Here is a 22962-nt window from a genome sequence, read left to right as displayed (position 1 = left end):
GTTCCGTCCATTTTTTTTGTTCCATGAAACCAAAAACGGAAGATAACTCGCAAGCCTTACTATTTTTATTATCAAACGAAAATAGATCGAGTTTGAATTGCACTAGTATTCCAACAAATGCAGTTGTCACTTCTGGTTCCTTTACGACGTCAGTAAACGCATCTTCTAATTGTAATTGGGTTTATGTTAGTTTGAAAGGGAATGGAGTTTTGACAGAAGTCAATCAACAATGGGATCTTGCCTTCAAACGATTCAATGTTGCAACCAATAGTGGTACAAGCGGATCAGGCTCTGGTGGAGCATGTGATTCGGGTCAAACAAACTTTGCCAATACATTCAATGGATCAGAATGCTCAGCAGTGATAGATGTCAAACTCACAAGTTCAGGGGGAGGGCCTGTTTCTGCTTCCCAAGAAAGTATCAATCCGACTATGGCTGCTCCTTTGGATCTATCACCAATGCCATCGGGTTATGGTACTTGGTATTCCTATTCCAATGGAATCTTAACAGCTAGGACAAAAGTTTTCATAGTGACTGGAAGTGATGGAGCAAAATATGCCGTCCAGTTTCTAGATTATTATAATGCAGCTGGCACATCAGGTTTTCCAAAGTTCCAATGGAAAAAACTCTGATGAAACAATTGGAATTATCCAGCGTGATGAGAGTTATATCATTTCTCATATTTTGGATCCTGGTAACTTTATTTTCGTTTCAGGGAATTTATCCAGAATCCAAAGCTGATTCAATAGAAGATAAAGCTAATATTATCACTGTAACTGGCACTAGGCGAAAGAATTTATTAAAAGATTCTACAGTTACAACAGAAGTGATCACAAGAAAAGACATTGATGATATGGGTGCGAGAGATTTATCCCAAACGTTAGGTAATGTTCCCGGGATTGAAGTCAAACCTGCGCAATCAGGTGAAAGAGGACAAACAGTTCGTTTACAAGGACTCTCTGCTCAGAATGTTCTCATCTTGGTGGATGGCCAAAGGACAACAGGGCGTTTTAGTGGCTCCATTGATTTGACTCGGTTTAAAGCAGAAGACATAGAAAGGATCGAAATTGTAAAAGGTGCATCATCAGCCATTTATGGTTCCGATGCCATTGCGGGTGTTATCAATATTATTACCAAGGAAGCACAGGATCCATTGTATGCAGAGTTTCGTTCGTTAGGGGGTACAGGTAGCGAACGGTACTTTGGCCCTTATATGGAATACCGTAACTATGCTTCAGTTGGTGCCAAGTCAGATAAACTTTCCACATTATTCACGGTAGGTTGGCATAAAGGGGAAGGGTATGATCTAACTCCAGATGCTACGATCGGTCCAAGAAACGGACGTTATGCATCACTTGCACCTGGTTATAATCCATATACGTTTGATACACCACTCGCTAACCAATATATATTAGCGACACGGTTCCCAATGTACACTCCTCCCCTTGAATCTACTTCAGGGAGTGCTTTTAATGATATGAATTTATCAAATAAAACAGTCTATAGGCCAACCGATAACTTAATTCTCACAGGACAATTTTACTACAGGCATTTAGACCAATCAGCAGTGGATGCATCACCACCAAGGACAATCTTTGATCGAAGGAATAAAACACATGATTTTATGGGAGCGTTTAATGTAGATTGGATTGCGTCTCAAAAAATTAATTTAAATTTAAACGCAAACTATTCCAGATTCCAAGATTTATTTGTGACGGACCAAAGAAAGGCAGATGATTTGGATTCACAACAGAGAACTGATAATGCAGTCACTGAAATTAGAACTAGAGTAGATTATAAAATATCAGAAAATCATATTACATCGGTAGGAGCAGAAAATTTACAAGATCAAATTTCTTCGGCAAGGATTGCTCCCGATTGTCGACGAACCTATCCTAATTTATGTTACGATGATTTTAATCCACTATTAACAAAAGGCCAGTCTATCAATGGGAATGCATATCGCTTTCGGAATGCGTTTTATATACAAGATGAGTGGAGGGTGTCAGATAAACCAAGGATACAAATTGTACCCGGCATTCGTTATGACCATGATTCCATTTATGGAGGGGAGTGGCTTCCGAAACTTGCCATTCGATATGATGTCACAGATCAATTTAGAATCCGAGCCGCAAATGGATTGGGTTATCGGGCACCTAGTTTTCAAGATTTATATTTTAATTTTTTGAATCCAGGCGTAGGGTATCGTGTCGTAGGGAATTCTGATTTGAAACCGGAATTATCTCGAAGTTATAATTTCGGTTGGGAATGGGACATCACAAAGAGAATTTGGTATAGCTCAAATTTATTTCATAACAATGTAGACAATTTAATTGGTTATCGAACAAACCCAGTAAGAGATTCATCAGGTCTTATGGTGTACCAAACATCAAATTACCAAAAGGCAATGACACAAGGGATTGAATCTTCCATCAGTGTACGTATGACTGATATTGTAACGACAGGAGTAGGGTATACATACACAGATAGCAAAGATGAATTAACCAATTTGCCATTGGAAGGTCGTGGTCGCCATCGTTGGAATTTAAATGTTAGGGTCGAAGAAAAAACAAGTGGGTTATCATTATCAATCTTTGCAGTTATTTTTGGAAAACAACCTTACTATTGTATCAAAAATCCTTTTTGGTGTAATCCGGATTTGCCATCAAATTTTGATTCGCTCGAAACGGTAATGAACCAAGAATCACAAAGTTTGATACAAAATCTATTTGGAACTTTGCCGACAGTTGTATCGGATATTTGTGCAGAACAAAATAATTCCTTTTGTACAACAAGTCCAACGTATGGATACCGTATGGTGAATCCCTATACAAATTTAAACTTAAGACTTTCTCAGAAATTTTTTACCCATTTCCAATGGTTTGTTGGAGTGGACAATGCATTAGATGCTTGGGATTTGCAGTACAATCCGCAACGCCCAAAATTCTTTTATTTTGGTTTGGATGGAAAATTTGCGTTTAGTGATGTGAAACTAAAAAATGGAGATTCGTAATGATACAAATTCACACATCATGGAATGTGAATTCCCGTATAACGTTTGCGAAACGATCGTAATCCAAATTCCCATGTTTGAAAGTCACCCATTAGGATCACTCTTTCCTTCGCGCGAGTGATTGCAGTATATAAAATCCTTCGGTTGAGAATGGAAAGATTGTTCTCTGCATCAACATCCAATGCATTCATCGGAGGAAGGTAAAGTAGGATCGATTTGTATTCAGAGCCTTGGCTTTTGTGAACGGTAAGAAAGAATGCGGGTTCGTGGTCAGGCAATGTGTCTAAGGCAAAGGAATACAAACGATCTTCAATTGGGAAGACTGCTCTTAACTCCGAATTGATCGAAACCACGAGGCCAATGTCACCATTAAACAATTTTCTCATTTGGTCATTTGACTGGATGATGATCGGCATCCCTTCAAAGTAAAATGATTTGGATAATTGTCTGTATTTGAGATAAAGTTCGTTTTTTGGATTGGTTAAATGTTTTTTGGCATAACTTAAGATTTGGTTTTGGATGGCTTCGATCCCAAAGTATCCATTTCTTAGAATCGTCAAACACCTGTATTCATTTACGATTGATTCAAAACAGATTTTGTTCTTCGGATCTTTCAGTGCGTTTGGTTCCCAATGCAATTTGGAAGTCGCATTGGCAGTGGGCAGATAAAATGATTCCCATAAAAATGGGACTAAACTTTCGAGATTCCAATCAAGAATTTCATGATGGATTTCATTTGGCACTTTTGTTTTTTGATCACCTTGAACCCAAACAAAATCATGTTTCAAATTCAATTCTAGTGTTGTGATAACCTTTGGTTTTGGGAATGGTTTTGTTCCACCATTTGTATCAAAGGATTGTTTGACGATTTCAGCAAAAACACTGAAATCAGAATCATTCGAAAAACGATGGTTACTTTTGAGCTCCGATAAAAATGCTTTTTTGTTTTTTAAGGTGGTGATGAGATCTGTTAAGACCTCACCTTGTCCAACCGAAGGGAGCTGGTTTGGGTCACCGAGGAATATGATATGTGTATCAAAATGGATCGCTGAAAAAAATAAATTCATCAATTTTAAATCCACCATAGACGTTTCATCCATGATGATTAAATCATAAGGTAAATATCGTTTCTCTCCAAACTTTGCTTCGCCTGTCAATGGATTGATTTTTAATAAATGATGAATGGTTTGTCCTCGGAAATTGGAGGTAACATGTGAATTGCCTGAAAATTTTTCCAAATTCCTTTGGATGGATTCGGTTAATCTTTGGGAAGCCCTTCCTGTCGGGGCAACGAGGGCAATCCTTTCAATCGTAGGGAGTAAGTTCAATCGTTCGAATGCCATCAAGATAAAGGATACAACCGTTGTTTTTCCAGTCCCCGGGCCACCAGAGATCACTCGAAAGTTGGATGTGATGACATCGCTTATGGTCACTCTTTGTTCTTCTGCCAGTGTGATCTTTGATTCCGATTCTAAAGCATTCACAATCTTTGTGATTTGATCGGAAGTGATCCCTGCATTCTTTATTTGGTTTGTTTTGTGGTGTAAGAATGTCAAGAGAAGAGATTCGAATTTATTTTTTTCGGAATGGCTTTTTTGCAGATACAATCGGTTTTCATTATCCGTTATCTCAATTACAAATGGGAAATAACCTTTGAGTTTATCGATTGTTGTATCATCGGTAATAGGCAGATACAAATCACCACTTTGGGATTGTACAAGTAAACTTGCGATTGTATCTTGTAGCGATGTGTCCCAATTCGGAAAGAGATTGTATAACGAATGTAAAAAAGTTTGGATTTTTTCATCAATCACTTTCATGAATATACCTTCTCTAATTGGTCAGAAGCATTGCGAATATAGGCCATCACTTCTTTTTTGATATCATCAAACTGCTCGATCGTCCAATCGGCATCAGAATATTTTAAATCAGAGTAGATACCCGTTTGTTTGTCACCGATCATTCCTCTTAAAAACAAATAGTATACTCCACCAAACTTGTTTAAGGCTTCCTTCGGTCCAAAAAGTGACTTTAGGTATTCAAATAAAATAAACGAATACACTGATTTTTGGAAGAGATAACCTTTATCTCGGACGGCATTTGCCACAGCTTCCCTACTATAGTCGTTGTTTGGTAATAGATTGGATTTATAATCCACAATATAGAATTTCTCTTCCCTAACGAAAACCAAATCGATGGCTCCTTTTAAGTAATGTTCGAACCCATCCGTTAAGGAAGCTCCACTTTCTTTAAGTAGGTTTTGTAAGAATAAATGGAATTTTAATTCGGCAGACTTTTCTTCTTCCTTTAATTCACTGAGAGAGATTGATTTTCCCGTAGCAAGATTGATCCTTGCTGTCATTGCTCGTTTCAATAAGGACGCAACCGTATATTCTATTTTTGTATCCTTACCTTCGATTTCAATTGGATATCTAACGAACGATTTGTGGTAGGCCCACTTCCATGAAGGATTCTCTAGAATTGCTTCTACTTCCAATTGGAAGGTCGAGAAGTCACACAATTCAAGGATGTTATGGAGAAAGTTTCCGATCTTTGCACTCGATGGTAATTCAAGAGTGGAACTCACTTCCACATCGGGAGTTTCTTCTAATTCTTTTTTCTTTTCCTCTTGGGAAACATTTAAGTTTTTTTCACTTGCTTGCAAACTTGTATAACTATGTTGCAAGAGAACTCGACCAATTTTGATTTCAGAAGGGTAGAGGATTGGGGAAGTTGGTTTTTTCTTTAGAGTGTCAATTGAAGGAAGAAGATTTGGTTTTTGTGATTCTGATATTTCATTGGGATCACGGAATACAAAACTTTGTGCCAGAGAAGGATTTTGATTTTGTAAAGTTTGGATTCTGATTAATTCTTGATACAGGATTTGGCTATAACCGGAGTTTGGAATTGAATCTTCTTTTTTAAACCTTCCCCAATTGAGTTTCGGTAAGTAAAGTCTTAGATTGGGTCTGGTAAGAGCCACATATAACAGACGTTTTTGTTCATTCAGGAAATGGTTTTCTTCGCCATCTTTATCTGAATGTAAATCCCATAAATCAAGGATCCATTTTCTTTTTTTACCTTCAGGAGTTTCGATTTCAATCGGGTATTCTTTATTCGTTACATTCGGTCCTCGATTTCCAAAATAAAATAAGAATACCACTGGCCATTCTAATCCTTTTGATGCATGGATGGTTAAAATTTGTACGGAATCTTCTTCTGTTTCGCGATCAAATAACGGCTCTTCTTCGGGAGATTGTTTCTTTTGCTTCAACTCGCGTAAATTCGTAAGTAACTCTTGCAAACTACAATTTGACTTTAGCTGTATTTCCAATAATTTTTGAAAGATTTGGCGGAAGTTGGTGCGTTTGCGTTCCCATTCAAGTGTTCGATTTGTTTCCTGCCAAAACAGTTTGGTTTCGTCCATGACAGAACGAAAGAAACTTGCATATCGATTTTCTTTGATCAGTCTCTGCCATTTGTCGATCAGCGCTTTCTCATAGGAGTCAATGGAGTGTTCATCAAACTTTTGTATCTCATGAGGGTGGATAGAAAAGATATCAGAGAATAGAATTTTTTTATAACTTTGTGAGGAGTTGGAACTGAGTAAACATTCTAATAGATTTTGAATTTGGTCTGCTTCTCTTGATTGGTAAATCCCTCTTTGTTTGTAGATGGAACAAGGGATCCCTGCTTTTGTTAAATAAAATTCAACAAGTTCTGTTTCTTTTTTATTCCCACAAAGAATAGCAATGTCCCTTAACTTGATCTCTTGGGGTTCACGTTCCCCTTTTTTATAGTAGGCGAGACTTATCTCTTTGGTTTGGATCCGTTTGATTTCATTCCGAATTGTCTCAGCCCAACTATTTCTAGATTTGTTTATATTGGGGAGTCTTTCCTTGAAATTAAAAATATGAATCGCTGATTCGTCGGGATTCACATATATGTATTTGATGGTATCTAAGTCAGGTGATGATACCTTTTTATATAAGTAGTTTTCTTTGCTCGAGCCTGGTTCTTCTATGGGAAAAAAATAGGTTTCTCCAAATTCTTTTGATTCATCATGGAAAATCGTATTGAGACCATGGATTAATTCTTTTGTGGATCGGTAATTGGTTTCTAAGGTAGCTTTACTTCCTTCGAAGTCACGAGAAGCTTCTAGATAAATTCCAATATCGGCTCCGCGAAATCCATAGATACTTTGTTTTGGGTCTCCAATACAAAAGAGCATTCTAGACTTTGTATCCTGATCGTAAAATAAAGTTTTGAAGATTTGGTATTGGTTTTTGTCTGTATCTTGGAATTCATCCAGGATACAAACTTGGAATCTTTCTTGCAAAGATTGAACCAAAGTTTGGTTGGGGTTACGTACAATGACATCATATACCTTTAAGATCATTTGATCATAAGTGAGGTATTCCCCTTTTTCAATGATGGATTTTGTTTTGGCTGTGAGTTCGTTTACTGTATTTTGTAAAAAGATAGTTCCATCATAATCCAATTCGCCTAGAGGGAATATTTTTTTTAGCGAATCGATAACTGTTTCAATTTTTCCTTGTAACGCAAGGGATGCCGCATCTAAATTTTTGACAATCGTACTCCCTTGCAAAAGGAAATAATCAAATCCATTTCCCTTTACATCCTTACCAAGAGAACGGGTTAATTTCGAAATCCGTTTCAATTCTCTTGCTACCGATTTTATGTCTTCGTTTCGAATTGCATAGGCAAATGACTCAAGTGATACCCAATTGTCAATCCATTGGGGGATACTACCTTTTGCTCCTTGTGCCGTAATCGCTTCACCGGTTGGACCTTTTAAAACTTCACAAATTGTTATGAGTGCATCTGAGACATTGCTTTTGTTTGCTTCGGCAATACATTCGTCTAAGGAGACAACGGTTGGGAATACATAATCCTTTGTATCGGCAAGGAGTTTCGACGTTGTGCTTACGACGAGATCTTCTTTCTTCTTTAAATTCGATATCAAAATATCGTTTGCGAGTGATTCCTTATCTCTCCCTTCCCACTGGTTTCTTTTGAGATCATAAAAAGTCTTTCGAATCAATTCTTCATTCGATGTTAGTTTTACATTTGGATTGTTTTGGGTTTCTACCGGGTATTCTGTTAACACCATATTGCAGAAACCATGGATTGTGGAAATGGTAACTTGGTCTAAATCTCGAAGGTATTGGTAGTATTCGGGGTGTTTGCCAAGATCATAGAGTTCTAAGATTTTTAATTTTAATCGTGCTTTTAATTCACCTGCAGCTTTTTCTGTAAAGGTTAATACCAAAAATTGGAGAAGTCGATTTTCTTTTGTATGATTTGTGACATCGTGGGTCATTACATCACCTAACATTTGCATGATTAGATGTGTTTTTCCGGTTCCGGCAGAAGCTTCGATAAAATTGGGATGGTTGGCTAAAGGATGGTCCATTTTCAAAAACCTTTTTTCAGAAGGGGAAAAAGTAGGGGGTAAACTTTCTGAAACGAAAATTGGTGTAGTAAATCCTTTGTATATGGAGATAATTTCATATGTTTCGATTCAAATTCTATGATTTGATCTGACTCTTCTTCTAAAAATTCCTTCCAGGCAGAATCTAATTTGTTACCATCACCTTCAGCGTGTTCTATGCCCATTTCTGCAAAAAACAAATTGAGGCCAGGATTTGGAATGTACATTGGAGGTGATTCGTTGACCAAGTTGACAATGTTTCGAAGGTATTCAGCCGATTCCTTTTCTGGTAAACTCTCAAAGGGAAGGATTTCATTGTTTCCTTTCTGCTTTGATAAGATGGGTATGATGACTAATTTTTTTCCAATGGTTCGAAACAAACAAGCACTGAGGAATAAATGGATCATCTTACCAAAATAATCTTTTACATATTCATTTGCTTTTTCTGGTTTTGGTTGGTAACTTTTTGGGTAAAACCAATAATAAGTATCACCGATAACAATAAGATTCTCCCACTCACCAGTGATGGATTGGTTTTCATCCAATGGAAATGCAGGCAATTTGAGTCCAGTTCGTAATCCTGTATCACCAACTGAGAGTGAACTTACAAATTGTATTCCATTGGAATTTGAAAAGAGTTCTGTTTTTAATGATTTGTATACTTCCGCAATTTCAGTGAGTTCCTCAAGTAAAGTTTCTGTTGTGACTAAATGGAATGCCCCATAAGGAAATTCTGCTTTGTTCTCTGCGATTGTACTGAACTCATCGATTTTTTGTTTGATCGAATCTTTGTTCCAAGTCCAAAGTTCTTCCTTTGCCAATGATTCTGTAAATAATGGAATAAATTTTGATTTGAATAAGAAAGATTCCAGTGAATTGAAATAAAATGGTTCTTCTAAAGACGTTTCTTCTTCATCATCAAAGTATCCTAGATTTTCTTTGATATAAGGGAGAATTGGATTTTTAAATGTTGAAGCAATAGATTCAATGGAGATCTCTTTTTTGAATTTCACTTCTGAATTCGATATGGCCAAATCTTCCAAGGAAGTAAAACTTGGTTTTGGCAAATCAGTATTCAAACTTCTGTATGGTTTTAAATTTCTTGCATAATCATAGGAATGTAAAATTTCCTGATCATAAAATCGACTATAAGGTGTTAGGGGGATTTCAGTAGCGGATTCGATCCCAAGAGAAGTCATGATCTCAAACAAACTGGAACAAGGCTCAAATTCTTTATCTTCTAATGTGTTTTTCCCGACATAGGAAAAAGTGATACTATCTTCTGCTGATATGATGGTTTCCCATAATAAGGATTCTTGGATTTCCACTCGATTCAAATCCCAAGGTTTTGTTTCATTTTTTCTTAAGTTAAACCTTGATAAATCTTTTGATCCTGGAAATTTTCCTTCTCCTAATCCAACGATGTAGATATGGGAAAAGGGAATCGGTCGCATTGGTTGTAATAAAGAAATGGTAATCCCTTCTGTCAGGTAATTCCCTCTTTGTGTTGCGATGTTCGAAAAGATTTCTTCTGTTTGTAGTTTCAGGAATTGTAAAAAGTCAGTTACTTGGTTCCATTCGGTGTCACACCAAGTTGAAATGTTTTCTAACCACTCTGCGAAATAGATCCTTTCGTTTTCTGTTTCCTCACTAAACTTTAAGAAATCATTCCACTTGGTTTCAAATGCTTTGGATCTTTCTTTAGTTGGTAATTGTAAAAATTCATTTTCAAAAAACATTTGTAAGGTCTTGATTTGTTCCCAAATCAAATTCAAATGGAGAACAGAATCTTCTTCTGCCAAGGGATCTGTGATCACTCCCATGTGACTCCATGTGGTTTTTTCATCACTCATCACAGATAGTACGGCACGTTTCACTCCAAAAGAAATTGTATAAGGGTTCTCTTCTTTGTTTTCATCATAGAGTGAGCCAAGTGAGTCGAGTAATTGGATGACCGAATTGGTTTGGTCAAAGGATTCAATTTTGTTTTTGCCTGTGATCAAAGGATTTTGAAGTAGATGAACCAATTCATCCTTTTCGATCCTTTGGTTTAAAAATGATTGGAAGAGGATTTCAAATACTTTGTACAATAAAGAAGTATCTTTTGCCACTAAATCAGAAAGAGAATAATTCAACCTTTGGAGGGTAGGGGTTTCTTCAATACTTTGTGTAGTATAAACTCCTCCGTGGAATACCCATTCAATGGCGGCTTTATAGTCACTCGTATTCGGAACAAGGATCGCAAAATCCAATAAACTCAAGTTCCCTTTGTTTGTGCTAATTTTATGAAGGATATCATGTGCGATGGATTCCATCTCGCGGTACTCGGAAGGTGCATTCCATATTCGAACAGTTTGATCGTTTAAGTAATTTTCTTCTTTTCCCTGTTCTTCTAACAGGATGGATTTTAGTTTTGCTAACATACCTCCACTTGCATATTTGGATGTTTCTTTTTGTTTGGTAACATTCGAAAATTCTTTTGCTAAATAGGATTGCGGTTTTGCAAATTTAGATAAATAATTTTTAGTTTTCTCTGGGTTTTGTCCAATCACTTTCCCATTATGGAATTGGTAGATATAGATGTTAAAATTTGAATTTGGATTCTTCGATACAGTTTTTAAAAAATCGATATAAGTCCCTGATAAATTGGACAAACAAAAGAAATGCAAATTACCTTGGAGGTTTAAATCTTTCCCTTTGGTTAAGTAATAGAATAAGTTTTTTTTGCCACCTTGGTTTACCCCAAGGTAAATTTCTTTTTCCAATTCCCAATAAGGATCACTTGTGAGTTGGTTCGGGATAGAGCTTTTTTCATCCCCAAGCCAGTGGTGAATCCAATTGGACCGGTTCAATTCATAATCTTTGAAATACTTTGTCAATAGGTCAGACAAGTAGTATAACTTTGGTAAATCGGAGATATACCTTTGGATCTCTGGATGATTTTGGAATAAAGTCGTTTGGTTTCGATAAAGGAAATCAAAACAATCTTTTTTGAAGGAATTGTAATCATAAAATTCCTCCACCTCTGCCCAAGCAGGAATTTGTAAGGAAGAGAAGATACTTTTTAAAATTGCTTTTTCTAAAAATGTAAATTCAATGTTGATGGAAAGTTGTGAATCATTGTACTTTGGAATGTTGAGTTTGAGCCAAGGAATTAAATTGGTATTTGGCACAACCACAAGTGGCATGCGAAGTGGATTTTCAACTTGTTCCTTTTTAATTTGTTTTGTGAGTTCCGAAGTGATTTCGTGCAGATGGAGTCCTGCAAAATAATGTATTGGCAAAAAAAATCCCTTGATTCAAAAAATCAAAGATAGTTTCAGCTCGGAGAAGTTGGAACGCAATCATTATCTGTTGTTTCGTTTTGAAAAAGAAAAAATTAGGGCGCCATTTCCGGCTATACGCTCCAATCTTTGCCATAGGCAAAGGATTTCCGCTGCTATCCGGGGCGCTCGTGTATCGAAATGAATTCGAAAAATGGGAGAGTGGGTCTCTCCCAAATGTTCACCTAGCAAATACTAAGTGATATGTTGTTCACTCACTTTCAAATTTAAGTGTGGATGCGTTCGATGTGCTGTGTTTAAACGTAGTCGTGTAGAGTGAAACTGGTTTTGGTACCGCATACATTGGGTCAATGTTATCGATGGCCAAACCAATGCGAGATCCAGCAGGGAAGTCATGTGCGACTGCTTGGAGGTCTACATTTAAATCTACGTCTTTTCCTTTCACGTTGAAGAGTGTTGCAGTTCCATGGCTAATCAATTTTCCTGTTCCCCAAAAGTCTACTTCATATAGGTAAACAACAACATGTGGTGCGTAGTCTGAACTATTGATGCGACCTTTGTAAAATGTTTTGCCGCGAAGTTTGAGAGGTGTTTGCAGGCTGTCAGATAAATACACCATTGCGTTTGTGCGATCAATTAAATTCACGTTGGTTGTTACTGGAACAGAAACGGCACCATCCAATATCTCTGATAAAAGTGGAACTCCTGTCGTGGCACTGGTTCCTCCCGATAGAATGGTATCGTTCCCACTACTTGTGTTCGCTGTTGTTGTGATTTTGCCTGGGCTAAACAAACCCATTGGTCGCAAATGGTAGGTCCTTTCGATCTTAGAAGGGTTTGGCCAATTTGTATAACTCACACGATCACTAGAGAAACGTTTTTGGATTGTCACTTTTGGTTTTGTCATGATTCCATTTTGGATTCCTTTTAACCAATAATCAAACCAGTCATAAGCATTCGTCCAAACATAGTTGTTGATTCCTAAAATCCCTCCAATTTCAGCTGTTGCATGGATTCCATTATTGAGATCCAATTTTTTAGGAACAGTGAGTTGTTCGAAGTAAGGTAGGATTTGGTTTGGTTGGAATAAATTATCTTGTGAGTTATTGGAAATATAAACTGGTTTGCCAGATGCATTTAATTCCGCCACAAAATTGTTAGGTGATCTTTCTCTTGCCCATGATAAGACAGTGGCAACGTCTCTTGTATCCAAAAGTTTTTGAAAATTTTCTGCAATGATGGGATCCATTCTTCCTGTGATATACCCTGCAGTCACTAGGAGGAGCCCCCAAACAAGTCTTGGTGATTGGTTTCCATAAAGAGAATCAGGTAAACTTCCCCAACCACTCATGGCCACTGCAGTTTTGATTCTTGGTTCTTTGCTGAGGCCCAGTAAAGAAATCCCAGCTCCATACGAAATCCCCGCAATACCAATGTTTGACGCATTGACAGGAGCATTTGCTAAAAGGAAATCGATTCCTTTTGATAGGTCTTCCATATCTTTTGGACCAGCAACATTGATAAGTCCACCAGATGTTCCAAACCCTCGAGTGTTGTAACTAAATACAACATATCCTTTTTTTGCCAGTTTTGCAGCGGGAACAATGTATTCGTATTCGTTCAATGCCCAACTATTGACAAAAATTATCGCAGGGAAGGGACCTGTGCCTGACTTTGGTATGAACAGGTTCCCTGTGATTTTTACACCGTCGTTACTTAAAAACGAAATGTTATCGTTAAAAGTAAAACTTCCATCGTTTTCATTCTGGAATGCCGTTTGGATGTCCTTTGTATAAGCTGCATTACTTTGTTGTAACATATCTGGTGTCACAGTTGTACTTTGCGCCTGACCATTTAACACCGACAATATGGCACTCGTTTCTTTTCCGTTTTGATTTCCATTCCCCCCACAAGCAATCAGTAGGAAGTTCCCTACGATGAGGAGGAGAGAGAGATAGTTTTTTTGCTTTTTCATGATTCGCCTCTGAATTGACTCAAAAATAACATAAAGAGGGAGTATTTGCGTCTAAAATGACAATCTTGGACGAAAATTTTGGTCTAAAATCATGATTTTGTACGTTTTATTCGTTTACTGCCAATTCCAAACAGTTGACGAAACCGTGCATATTGTCCGACTTTTGTCGTATGTCTGAATTTTTGGGGTCCTGGCTTCAATTTGGTGCTTGGTATCATTTTGTTTTGGGAATCGGAATCCTTGTGAAAGAAAAAGGATCCAAAGGGTTTCCGTTTGCAATGATTGCGGCTTTTTCTGGTGGGACTCTCATCATCTACGCGTACCGTTTATTTGCCGGTTTTGAATTTGAATTTCCACTACTGAATCATGGTTATGTGCCCATCATCTATTTGATTCCAGGGAGTATGCAATATACAATTGAACAATTCTTAAGTACAGAGCCTGTTTCGATTGGCAGACTCAAACGATTGTACCCAACCTTTCTTGTGATTGTTTTCTTGATTGTATTACAAATCATACATCCGAGAGTTTTAGAACAATCGATGAATGAAAGTTTTACGGGACTATCCTATTCGATTCCAGAGTATTTAGCCTTACTCGGTTGTTTGTATTGGATCATCAGCTTTGTTTGGATGATTTATCAGTATCGAAATATACTCTATCGCAATCCAAATGAGGAAGCCAAATTGGGTGTCAGAGTTTTGGGGATGATCTTAAAAGGCAATATTACATTTGCTAGTTTCATTTTATTCAGCACAATCTTTCGTTGGAACTCCGGGATTTATTTTACTGCAGGCCTTGCTACGCTCATGGCAGTCGTCGCATTTATTGGAACAGAAATCAATCATGAGTTGTTTAAAGATATTTTACCTGGTCTTCGGCAGTCCTATCGTACTTCGAGAATCCTAAATCTCAATTTGGAAAAATTACAACAAGACTTAGACCATTTGTTAAAACAGGAATGCGTTTACCGAGAAGAAACAATCAATTTATCCAATCTATCCGAACGATTAGGAATCAAAGATTACCAACTCAGTGAATACATCAATGCATATTTAGGCATGAACTTCAATCGATTGGTAAATGAATATCGAATTGCTGAAGTTTGTCAGCTCATCGAAGAAAACCCAAAGGTCAATCTGTTGTCACTTGCATACCAAGTTGGATTTAATTCAAAAGCAAATTTCAATGTTGCGTTTAAATCATTGAAGAAGATGTCACCGAGTGAGTATGCGAAGTTAGTGGGAAAAGGATGAATTACTAACCGTTCAAACGTTTCCCAAATGGAAATTCGCTTATCATTTCGTTATATTTCTTCCTTTTAGTTTTTTGTCAAAACAGTATAATCCAACAATGATTAAATTTATCGTTTGATACATAGCTGGAATTTTACACATCTGTGGTTTGGATTTCAATTGTTTTGTCTGCTTTTGTGGAATTAAATAAACTTCACGCCCATCAACATAGGTTATCTAAAATCTTAGCTGCTAGTATATGATTACATAGATTTTGTATACTTTTTTAAATGCTATTGGTAGTAAATTATCTGACACACAATTCTGACTAATTTTTTATGATTTTGTATACAATATTAACCGTTAAACTCAATTTATACAAACTGGCTGGTACATCGATTGCAAACATTCCGCTTTAAATCCATATTCGTCTTATTTATTCTTTTGTTTTGTTTAGTTTCTGCAAAAACAAATGAGCATTCGGATATTATTTTTTATGGTGGGAACATCATCACATTAGAAAATGATGAATACACGAAACCCGAAGCTATCTATGTAAAAAATGGAAAAATAATTGATATTGGTTCCGAGATCGAAATCTTAAAATTAAAAAACGATTTTACGCAGATGATTGACCTAAAAGGAAAGTCATTGTTGCCAGGTTTCATTGATGTTCACTCTCATCCGGATTTAACGGCTTTCTTTAACAGTTTTATAGACTTAAGTGGATTTTCCAATAGAACACAAACGGAAGTATGGAATAAGTTAGAAAACTCTATTTCGAAAACGAAACCAGGAAATTGGGTGCTTGCGAAAGGTTTTGATCCAATGTTAGTTAAAGGATTGGAAGCTCCAAAATTAGAGTATCTCGATAGAATTGCACCCAATAATCCAGTTTTTATTATTTCTCAAAATTTACATTCAGCATGGGTGAATTCAAAAGCTTTAAAGGAGTTGGGAATCAATTCTAAAACTCCAAATCCAAGTCCCAATAGTTATTATGAAAAAGATTCGAACGGGAACCTTACAGGTTTTATTTCCGAAATCGAAGCGATGAAACCAGCAAATGAAAAAGTAAAAGAAGTTCTTAATATTAAAAAAGATGTATTGGAAGTTATGGCCGAATATCCTAAAAATGGGATCACTACTATTTCATCGTTGGGATTATTTGGTGATGTTAGTAAATCTCTCATTCTCTTCGAACATATATCCTCCGAAAGTAAGGGTATAAAATTTTGGGTTCTAGAAAAATTGGGAATCTTACCCAATAAATCAAGAGCAGTCCGAAATTTTGTTTACCTTACAGACGAGACTAAGGATTTACTTCCTTCCTCTGTTACCAATGGAGATGATTCGTTTCGAATTCTCGGAGTTAAACTATGGTATGATGGTTCTCCCTATACAGGTTCGATGTATGTCAAAGAACCTTATTTAGAATCTGACCTAATGCAGAAAGGTTTACACATACCACACCATTATAGTGGGAAGTCAACATATACAATCGAAGAGTTAACTGATAAAATTAAAAAATACAATGAAGCTGGTTGGCAAATTGCAATACATGCGCAAGGAGACCGTGCCATTGAAGATGTATTAAATTCCTTTAAAGCCGTAAACTTAAGTACAGCGCATTTGAATGGGAAAAGACATCGTATCGAACATGGTTTATTGTTCCCAACAGAACTTATGGAATTGACGCAAACTTTAGGCCTAACTGTCAGTTTTCATATTAACCACCTATATTATTATGGCAATGCTCTTTCAAATGATATTTTGGGATTAGAGAGAACGCAAAATATCCTTCCTGTCCATTCCGCACAAAATCAGGGAATTACTACTTCACTCCATGCAGATTTACCAATGTACCCTAGTCGTCCATTGAGTTTAGTGCAAACTTCGGTGACACGTAAAAACAAAGAAGGTCAAAGTATTGGGCAACAGGAAGCCATTTCAATCAAAGAAGGATTAAAGTCGGTGACAATCTATGCCGCATGGCAACTGAATATGGAGAAAAAGATTGGTACAATTAAAAAAGGTAAATATGCTGACTTAGTCATTTTAAGTGAAAATCCTCTTGATGTAAATATAGAAAAACTACGAGAGATCCAAATAGAAAAAACTTTCATTAACGGTGAAGAAGTATATTCAAGAAAATAGTGTCTTCTAAAGAGAAAAAATTAACGTATAGTCATTATAGCGAAATAATCCTATAAGTTTATAAGATTCATAATTTCATTTGGTGATTGAATCACCGAAGTACTTTTTTTATTGAGAAGGATCAGTCCATCCTTCTTCCCTTAAAAACTCATCTCAATTCATCCTCAACACATTAGATTTTAATTCATCGATTTAGAACACGTTGTAGAATTCAGGCTTGTGTTATGAGACATCCTTTTCGATGGACTAATGGCTAGATGCTCAGAATGAAACGAATTCAAGTATTCATTGCTAAGGCCTATGATTAAGTGACCGACTCCGCTTTTCCACACAACAGCAAAATTCTTCCTTTCTTCAATCCAATTTGTCCCAGGTAGCTTTTATATTCTGCATTTGTTGCCACGGACTCTCGGAAGTAATTTTTCTCCAAAAATGTGACACTTTATGAGTCGGCCTTACATCCATTGTTATGAAAGAGAACGATGCAAAAACGATCATAAAGAAGATTACAAGCGATGTGATGGCTGCTTTAAAGTCCGGTAGTCTTGGGCAGTGGGTCAAACCATGGCAAAGTTTCGGATTTCCGATGAACGTGAAGACAAAACAAACATATGGTCTCGTCAATACCCTTTGGTTAACAGACAGTTTGATGCGGTATGGTTATACTTATCCAGCTTGGGCTACGGAAAAACAATGGAATAGCCTTGGGTATTCATTGAAAGCAGGCGAGTTTGCAAAGACGGTAGTTTTGTATCCTTGTCATGTAAAGTTTCCAGTTTATTCCCAAAAGAAACAAGTAGTGGAGGGAATCGAAGAAGAACAAGTGGAGGCACCTCTCTATTACAAATCGTGTCTGGTTCACAAGGCGTTTCCTATTTTAAACATTGCACAAATCAATATTCTGGAAAACGAATATGATTTGTTTGTAACAAAGACTGTGCGAGATGGCTCTCCTGGGATCGATCAGTTTGTAAAATCGATCGAACACAATAAGGAAGAGTTCGGGGTGGACCAAGCATCTTATGTGATCCCTTTGGATACGATTCGTATGCCTAAAAAAGAGTATTTCCGAAGTGAAACCGACTATTGGTCTACTTACTTACATGAGTTAGGTCATTGGACGGGTGCTAGACATCGGTTGCGAAGAGATTTTTCGAAGGGCATTGGTTCTTATGCTTTTGAAGAATTGGTAGCCGAATTTTGCTCAGCTATCTTTGCGGGTGAATTTGGATTTAGTGGGGAGTTGCAACATCGAGAGTATATTGGGTCTTGGTTAAGGATTTTGGAAAACAATCCACGAGCGATCATTAAAGCGGGATATCTTGCCATGGAAGCGGTGGAGTATTTGAAGAAGGAAGCGAAGAGGGGGGTGCAATAAAATAAGCATTGACTTTCCCCTCACTGACCAAAAACATATAGGATCCATAAATATTCGATTATAATTATTAATGAGTGACTGGAATTATTGGATGAGAAATAAAGATAGCTGAGATAGATTCAATCCTAATGGAACAATTAAAAAAAGATTTTCAAATTATTGTTCATTTATATAGCAGAATTCTAATTCACAAACTATACTGTAATTTTGGTTAGATTTTTAACCTATATATGGATGTCCATTTTTAGAAAAAATATTGCAAAGAAATTAGTAATGATCAAATTTTAGCATCTAACTGGTGATATTAAAGTGGGACGATAGGTGATTATTTATAAATCTACAGTGAAAGGTTTTCTTGGTGATGTAGATTCCAATCGAATTGGCGAAATCATGGTGGACACTTTTTTCAAACGCACTCTCGGCCGCGTTTCGGATGCAGAGGTTAATTCTTGGCGAAATTCACTCTCAGCTATGGAAAGAATTATAGGTAGAAGCGATCTACCTACAGATGCGGGCATTGCAATTGAATACAATATACCTGCGACCGCAAAACGCGTAGATTTTATAGTTTCAGGATATAGTCCCAATCAAAAACCCTCTATCTCTATTATTGAATTAAAGCAATGGGAGTCAGCGGAAATCACTGCAAAGGATGCAATTGTAAAGACAAGATTCGGTAAGTCACTTGTAGAAACCACACATCCTTCCTACCAAGCATGGAGTTATGCAGAGTTACTCAAATCATTCAACGTAGAAGTATACGAAAAGAATATCGAAATTAATCCATGCGCTTATCTGCATAATTATAATTCTCAGAATGGCGTTTTAAATGATGTGTTTTATTCCTCACATACTTCTCTTGCACCATTATTCTTAAGAGAAGATGCAGATGCGTTACGAAACTTTTTGTCACAAAAGATTCAGCTTGGCGATTCTGGTCAAAGGATAGATCGAATCGAAAAATCAGATGTAAAACCATCAAAACAACTATCTGAATCAATTGCAATGATGCTGAAAGGCAATCCGGAATTTACGATGATAGACGAACAAAAAATCGTATTTGAGGAAGCGCTTTATTTAAGTGGACAAGTAAAGAAAGCAGGGAAGTCCGTATTGATTGTTGAAGGAGGACCAGGGACAGGTAAGTCAGTTGTTGCGATCAACCTACTAGTTGCATTATTAAATAAAAACTTAAACGTCCGTTATATATCAAGGAATGCCGCACCGCGGGCAGTTTTTGAATCAAAGTTGTCCGGAACTCTAAAAAAAACGAAAATATCATCTCTATTCTCGGGCTCTAGTAGTTATTATAATTCAGAGAAAGATGAATATGATGTTTTATTAATCGATGAAGCACATCGCTTGAATCAATTTAGCGGTTTGTATGGTAACTTAGGAGAAAATCAAGTCAAAGAATTGATTCATGCTTCCAGATCTTCTGTTTTCTTTTTGGACGAAGATCAACGAGTGACTTTAAAAGATGTTGGATCGCAAGAAGAAATAGAGCATTGGGCAAAAAACGCAAAAGCAAAAATCACCAAACTAAAATTAGAATCTCAATTTCGTTGTAATGGTTCAGATGGATATCTTGCTTGGCTAGACCATATACTACAAATTCGAGAAACGGCTAATTACAATTTGGAGGGCATTGATTATGATTTTAAAATTTTCGATTCCCCTTCAGAACTTCGGTCCGCGATAGAAGAAAAAAATCAAATGACAAGCAAGGCTCGTTTGGTTGCCGGGTATTGTTGGGAGTGGAAGAGTAAAAAAGATCCCAAAGCCTTCGATATCACCTTTCCCGAATATCATTTCTCTATGAAATGGAACCTCACTGAGGATGGAAGTCTTTGGATTCTTAAACGTGAATCAATCGATCAAATTGGGTGTATCCATACCTGCCAAGGTTTAGAATTAGATTACGTGGGTGTGATCATTGGTCCTGACCTAACTGTAGATGCATCTGGCATGCTCCTAACAGATGCAAGTAAGAGAGCAAAACAAGATAATACGATCAAAGGATATAAAACACTTCTGAAAAATCATCCAGTGGAAGGCGCGAAAAAGTTCGATATGGTTATTAAAAATACCTATCGAACTCTCATGACAAGAGGAATGAAAGGTTGCTATGTGTATGCGACGGATGAGGCTTTGCGAGAATATTTGAAAGGGAAAGTTTAAGCTAATCGTTTTATGTATTTTTAGTTTCTTTTTCTTTAAATCGTTCGAAAATTGTTGCAATTTAAAAATCCAATGCCATCCTCTTTAACGTCTGAATCAGGATTTTAATCATACTTTTTGTAAAGTATTTACGAGTACACTCAGTCGCATACTATATGTTATGCGACATAATATACATTATAGGAAGTTGAATATCACCTGGCATTATATTTAATATCCGTTATTCTAATAATGAAAACCGCTTCCGAACGAATCAAAACGATTCCAAAGTCTTTGAAACTCATTCGACCAGTTTATGGTTCATATAGACTAAATTTTAGCTGAAACAATTAAGGTTGCTTATGAATTCTTACTTAGTATACATTAGGGTATCTCTGACATAAGATGTCCCCCGTTTTACCAACCTAGCTTCTTCGCTCGCTTTTGTATCAGCTCAACATATTTCTTCGTACCAAATTTCCAAAATGGATACAGTTTTACTTTTTCAACAAGCAAAGGTAACTTTGACTGGATTTGTAAGAGAGTTCTATCAACCACTAGTTCTGAAAGATAGATCGATTTACCAAAAGTTTTGATATCTGCTAGATTGATTTTATTCTTCTTACCATTCAATGTGAGAGCTAAATCTTCATTGTCTTCGGGAAAAAATAATTTTACTGCCAACAAATCATAGGCTGGTGCTAACTTGATTCTACCTTCAAGATCAGTTTGGATGGAAAAGTTCTTCAAATGCATATCCGAATTGCCTGTAAGAAATGAGAATACGATCATTTCGAAGAATCGAACTAAATCAATTCCTGGAGAAGTTGTGTTCTGTTTGATCCACCGGCCAATCGATTCATAAGATCCTTTGTATTTATCTTCAGTTAATCTTTCGGTTAATTGGCAAAAATCTTCTTGGGCAATTTTTATATTCTTCTCACGGTCGAATCGTTTAGTGATATAAGCCAGTTCTCCTGATTTTAATCGAATCAAGGAAGATATTGCTACGGGAAAAGAGAATTCTTTTGCAAGTAACATGGTAAGATGTTCATTTTCTGGAAGATTCGTATACTCTTCTGAGGGAGGTTTCAGAATGAAATCTCCTTTCATTCCGAGGATAGTGAGTCTTGTTGATTTAGGATTGGAGGTATCGAGATCAAGAGATATTTTTGATTGAGCTCCAGTAACTGTCATCCTTGCTTCAATGTTTTGTTTTGCCAACTCACGAATAGACTTAATATCGATATCAATTTCTGGAATTTGATTTTTCCCAAACAAAAGTTTGCTGCAATGAGAATGATAGTCATCTTCACTCTGTTTCGCACATAGGAGGCAAAATTTCATTTTCTTTCCCCTATTACACTGACTGCACCAATACAATCTTCACATACAGTCAGTAGGATACCAAACCGATCTTTTTTGTTAAGTTTCCAAATGTTTTGTGTGAGGTTAAGCAACCAACCTTCAGGGATTAAACCATCAAAAAATGGAAAAAGAGTTTTTGATTGGTATGCTTCTTTTTGTTTTGGCAAAGTAAAACTAATCGCAGGATAAGTTTCATTATTTATGTACCTTTCGTTGTATTGGAATACATAGCCATTTTCATTCTCGAATATCTCTCCTGCAAAAATATCTCTGTAGAAAACGTTTCCCTTACGATTCATAATCGCTACCTTTTGATTTTGGTTTTGGAACCAGTTTCGCACCGAAGGCTTCTAATACTTGATTCACTTTGTCCATTCTTAGTGATGGCTTTCCTTGTTCTAATTCTCTAACAAATCGTAAGCCAACACCTGTCATACGAGCTAGATCTTCCTGAGTTAATGAATTCTTTTTTCGTTCCCTTTTGACAAAATCAGATAAATGATCTAGTTCCATATATGTACCTTATCGGGTATAAAAATTAAGAAGTAAAGCGAAATAGTCCCGATCGGGTATATTTCATATTGCCAACAGATGATTATACCCTAAAGGGTACAATAAGGACAATTGTAAAAAAAACGAAGCAATTTTCCATTTTTTTCATCAAATTTCGATAAATCGCAAAACGGAGTTCTCCGATATCCGAAAACTTTGTAAAATCTAGGTAATTATAACTATTAGGAGAATAGATATGGAAAATCTATTAGAAACAAAAGAAGAGAGTATTCTGACTCAAGAGCAAATTCAAAGTGCTTTGATGATTATCCAGGCATTGCATAAAAGAAAAGATAGCTTCCAGATCCTTTTCCCTGAACTATCAGCCGAAAAACAGAATGCTCTGCACTTTATAAGTGAAGGGAAAAGCTATCGTGAGGCTGCA

13 protein-coding genes and 1 pseudogene are annotated in these 22962 nt (G+C 36.6%); 7 read left to right on the top strand and 7 right to left on the bottom strand.

Features of this window, described 5'->3' with window-relative positions:
• Window positions 1-23 precede the first annotated feature (23 nt).
• Both EHQ43_RS19330 and EHQ43_RS19325 read left to right on the top strand, forming a co-directional pair.
• Window positions 24-632, top strand: coding sequence for an HmuY family protein (locus EHQ43_RS19330; RefSeq protein ID WP_244242912.1), 609 nt, complete (start codon window positions 24-26; stop codon window positions 630-632).
• Window positions 632-3013: a TonB-dependent receptor plug domain-containing protein gene (locus tag EHQ43_RS19325; protein ID WP_244242911.1), complete on the top strand. Its 2382-nt coding sequence runs from the start codon at window positions 632-634 to the stop codon at window positions 3011-3013. The genes EHQ43_RS19330 and EHQ43_RS19325 overlap by 1 nt, the downstream gene beginning before the upstream one ends.
• A 17-nt stretch (window positions 3014-3030) precedes the next feature.
• Here EHQ43_RS19325 and recD read toward each other — a convergent pair whose 3' ends face one another.
• From recD to EHQ43_RS19305, 4 genes are all read right to left on the bottom strand, one after another.
• Window positions 3031-4833 (bottom strand): exodeoxyribonuclease V subunit alpha, encoded by a 1803-nt coding sequence (recD, locus tag EHQ43_RS19320; protein ID WP_135772079.1) that lies wholly within the window; start codon window positions 4831-4833, stop codon window positions 3031-3033.
• Window positions 4830-8450, bottom strand: coding sequence for a UvrD-helicase domain-containing protein (locus tag EHQ43_RS19315; protein WP_167481834.1), 3621 nt, complete (start codon window positions 8448-8450; stop codon window positions 4830-4832). The genes recD and EHQ43_RS19315 overlap by 4 nt, the downstream gene beginning before the upstream one ends.
• Window positions 8451-8452: 2 nt before the next feature.
• Complete coding sequence (locus EHQ43_RS19310; protein ID WP_135772077.1) at window positions 8453-11752, bottom strand: exodeoxyribonuclease V subunit gamma; 3300 nt, start codon at window positions 11750-11752, stop codon at window positions 8453-8455.
• A 250-nt stretch (window positions 11753-12002) separates the two neighbouring features.
• A complete protein-coding gene (locus EHQ43_RS19305) occupies window positions 12003-13727 on the bottom strand; it encodes an alpha/beta fold hydrolase (protein WP_135772076.1) in 1725 nt (574 codons plus the stop codon).
• 170 nt (window positions 13728-13897) lie between these two features.
• On the opposite strand from EHQ43_RS19305, the gene EHQ43_RS19300 reads away from it, so the two are divergent.
• The 4 genes from EHQ43_RS19300 to EHQ43_RS19285 all read left to right on the top strand — a co-directional run bounded on the left by EHQ43_RS19300 (window position 13898) and on the right by EHQ43_RS19285 (window position 20678).
• Window positions 13898-14983, top strand: a complete 1086-nt coding sequence (locus EHQ43_RS19300) for a helix-turn-helix domain-containing protein (protein WP_135772075.1) — start codon at window positions 13898-13900, stop codon at window positions 14981-14983.
• Between the two features lie 378 nt (window positions 14984-15361).
• Window positions 15362-17119, top strand: coding sequence for an amidohydrolase (locus EHQ43_RS19295; RefSeq protein ID WP_135772074.1), 1758 nt, complete (start codon window positions 15362-15364; stop codon window positions 17117-17119).
• A 469-nt stretch (window positions 17120-17588) separates the two neighbouring features.
• Window positions 17589-18497: an ArdC family protein gene (locus tag EHQ43_RS19290; RefSeq protein WP_135772073.1), complete on the top strand. Its 909-nt coding sequence runs from the start codon at window positions 17589-17591 to the stop codon at window positions 18495-18497.
• A 321-nt stretch (window positions 18498-18818) separates the two neighbouring features.
• Complete coding sequence (locus tag EHQ43_RS19285) at window positions 18819-20678, top strand: DUF2075 domain-containing protein (RefSeq protein ID WP_208731163.1); 1860 nt, start codon at window positions 18819-18821, stop codon at window positions 20676-20678.
• 396 nt (window positions 20679-21074) lie between these two features.
• On the opposite strand, the gene EHQ43_RS19280 is transcribed toward EHQ43_RS19285, so the two are convergent.
• Genes EHQ43_RS19280 through EHQ43_RS19270 form a run of 3 tightly spaced genes read right to left on the bottom strand, consistent with a single transcriptional unit; the run spans window position 21075 to window position 22538 of the window.
• Complete coding sequence (locus EHQ43_RS19280; RefSeq protein ID WP_135772072.1) at window positions 21075-22004, bottom strand: HipA domain-containing protein; 930 nt, start codon at window positions 22002-22004, stop codon at window positions 21075-21077.
• A complete protein-coding gene (locus EHQ43_RS19275; protein ID WP_135772071.1) occupies window positions 22001-22324 on the bottom strand; it encodes a HipA N-terminal domain-containing protein in 324 nt (107 codons plus the stop codon). The genes EHQ43_RS19280 and EHQ43_RS19275 overlap by 4 nt, the downstream gene beginning before the upstream one ends.
• Window positions 22314-22538: a helix-turn-helix transcriptional regulator gene (locus tag EHQ43_RS19270; RefSeq protein WP_135772070.1), complete on the bottom strand. Its 225-nt coding sequence runs from the start codon at window positions 22536-22538 to the stop codon at window positions 22314-22316. The genes EHQ43_RS19275 and EHQ43_RS19270 overlap by 11 nt, the downstream gene beginning before the upstream one ends.
• 235 nt (window positions 22539-22773) lie before the next feature.
• Here EHQ43_RS19270 and EHQ43_RS19265 point away from each other — a divergent pair.
• Window positions 22774-22962 (top strand): annotated as a pseudogene (locus tag EHQ43_RS19265) (hypothetical protein); the annotation flags it as partial.

The sequence above is a fragment of the Leptospira bouyouniensis genome, assembly GCF_004769525.1.
Taxonomy (GTDB): domain Bacteria; phylum Spirochaetota; class Leptospiria; order Leptospirales; family Leptospiraceae; genus Leptospira_A; species Leptospira_A bouyouniensis.
Note: the sequence above shows the minus strand (reverse complement) of the source record. Positions and strands in the feature narration are given on the sequence as shown.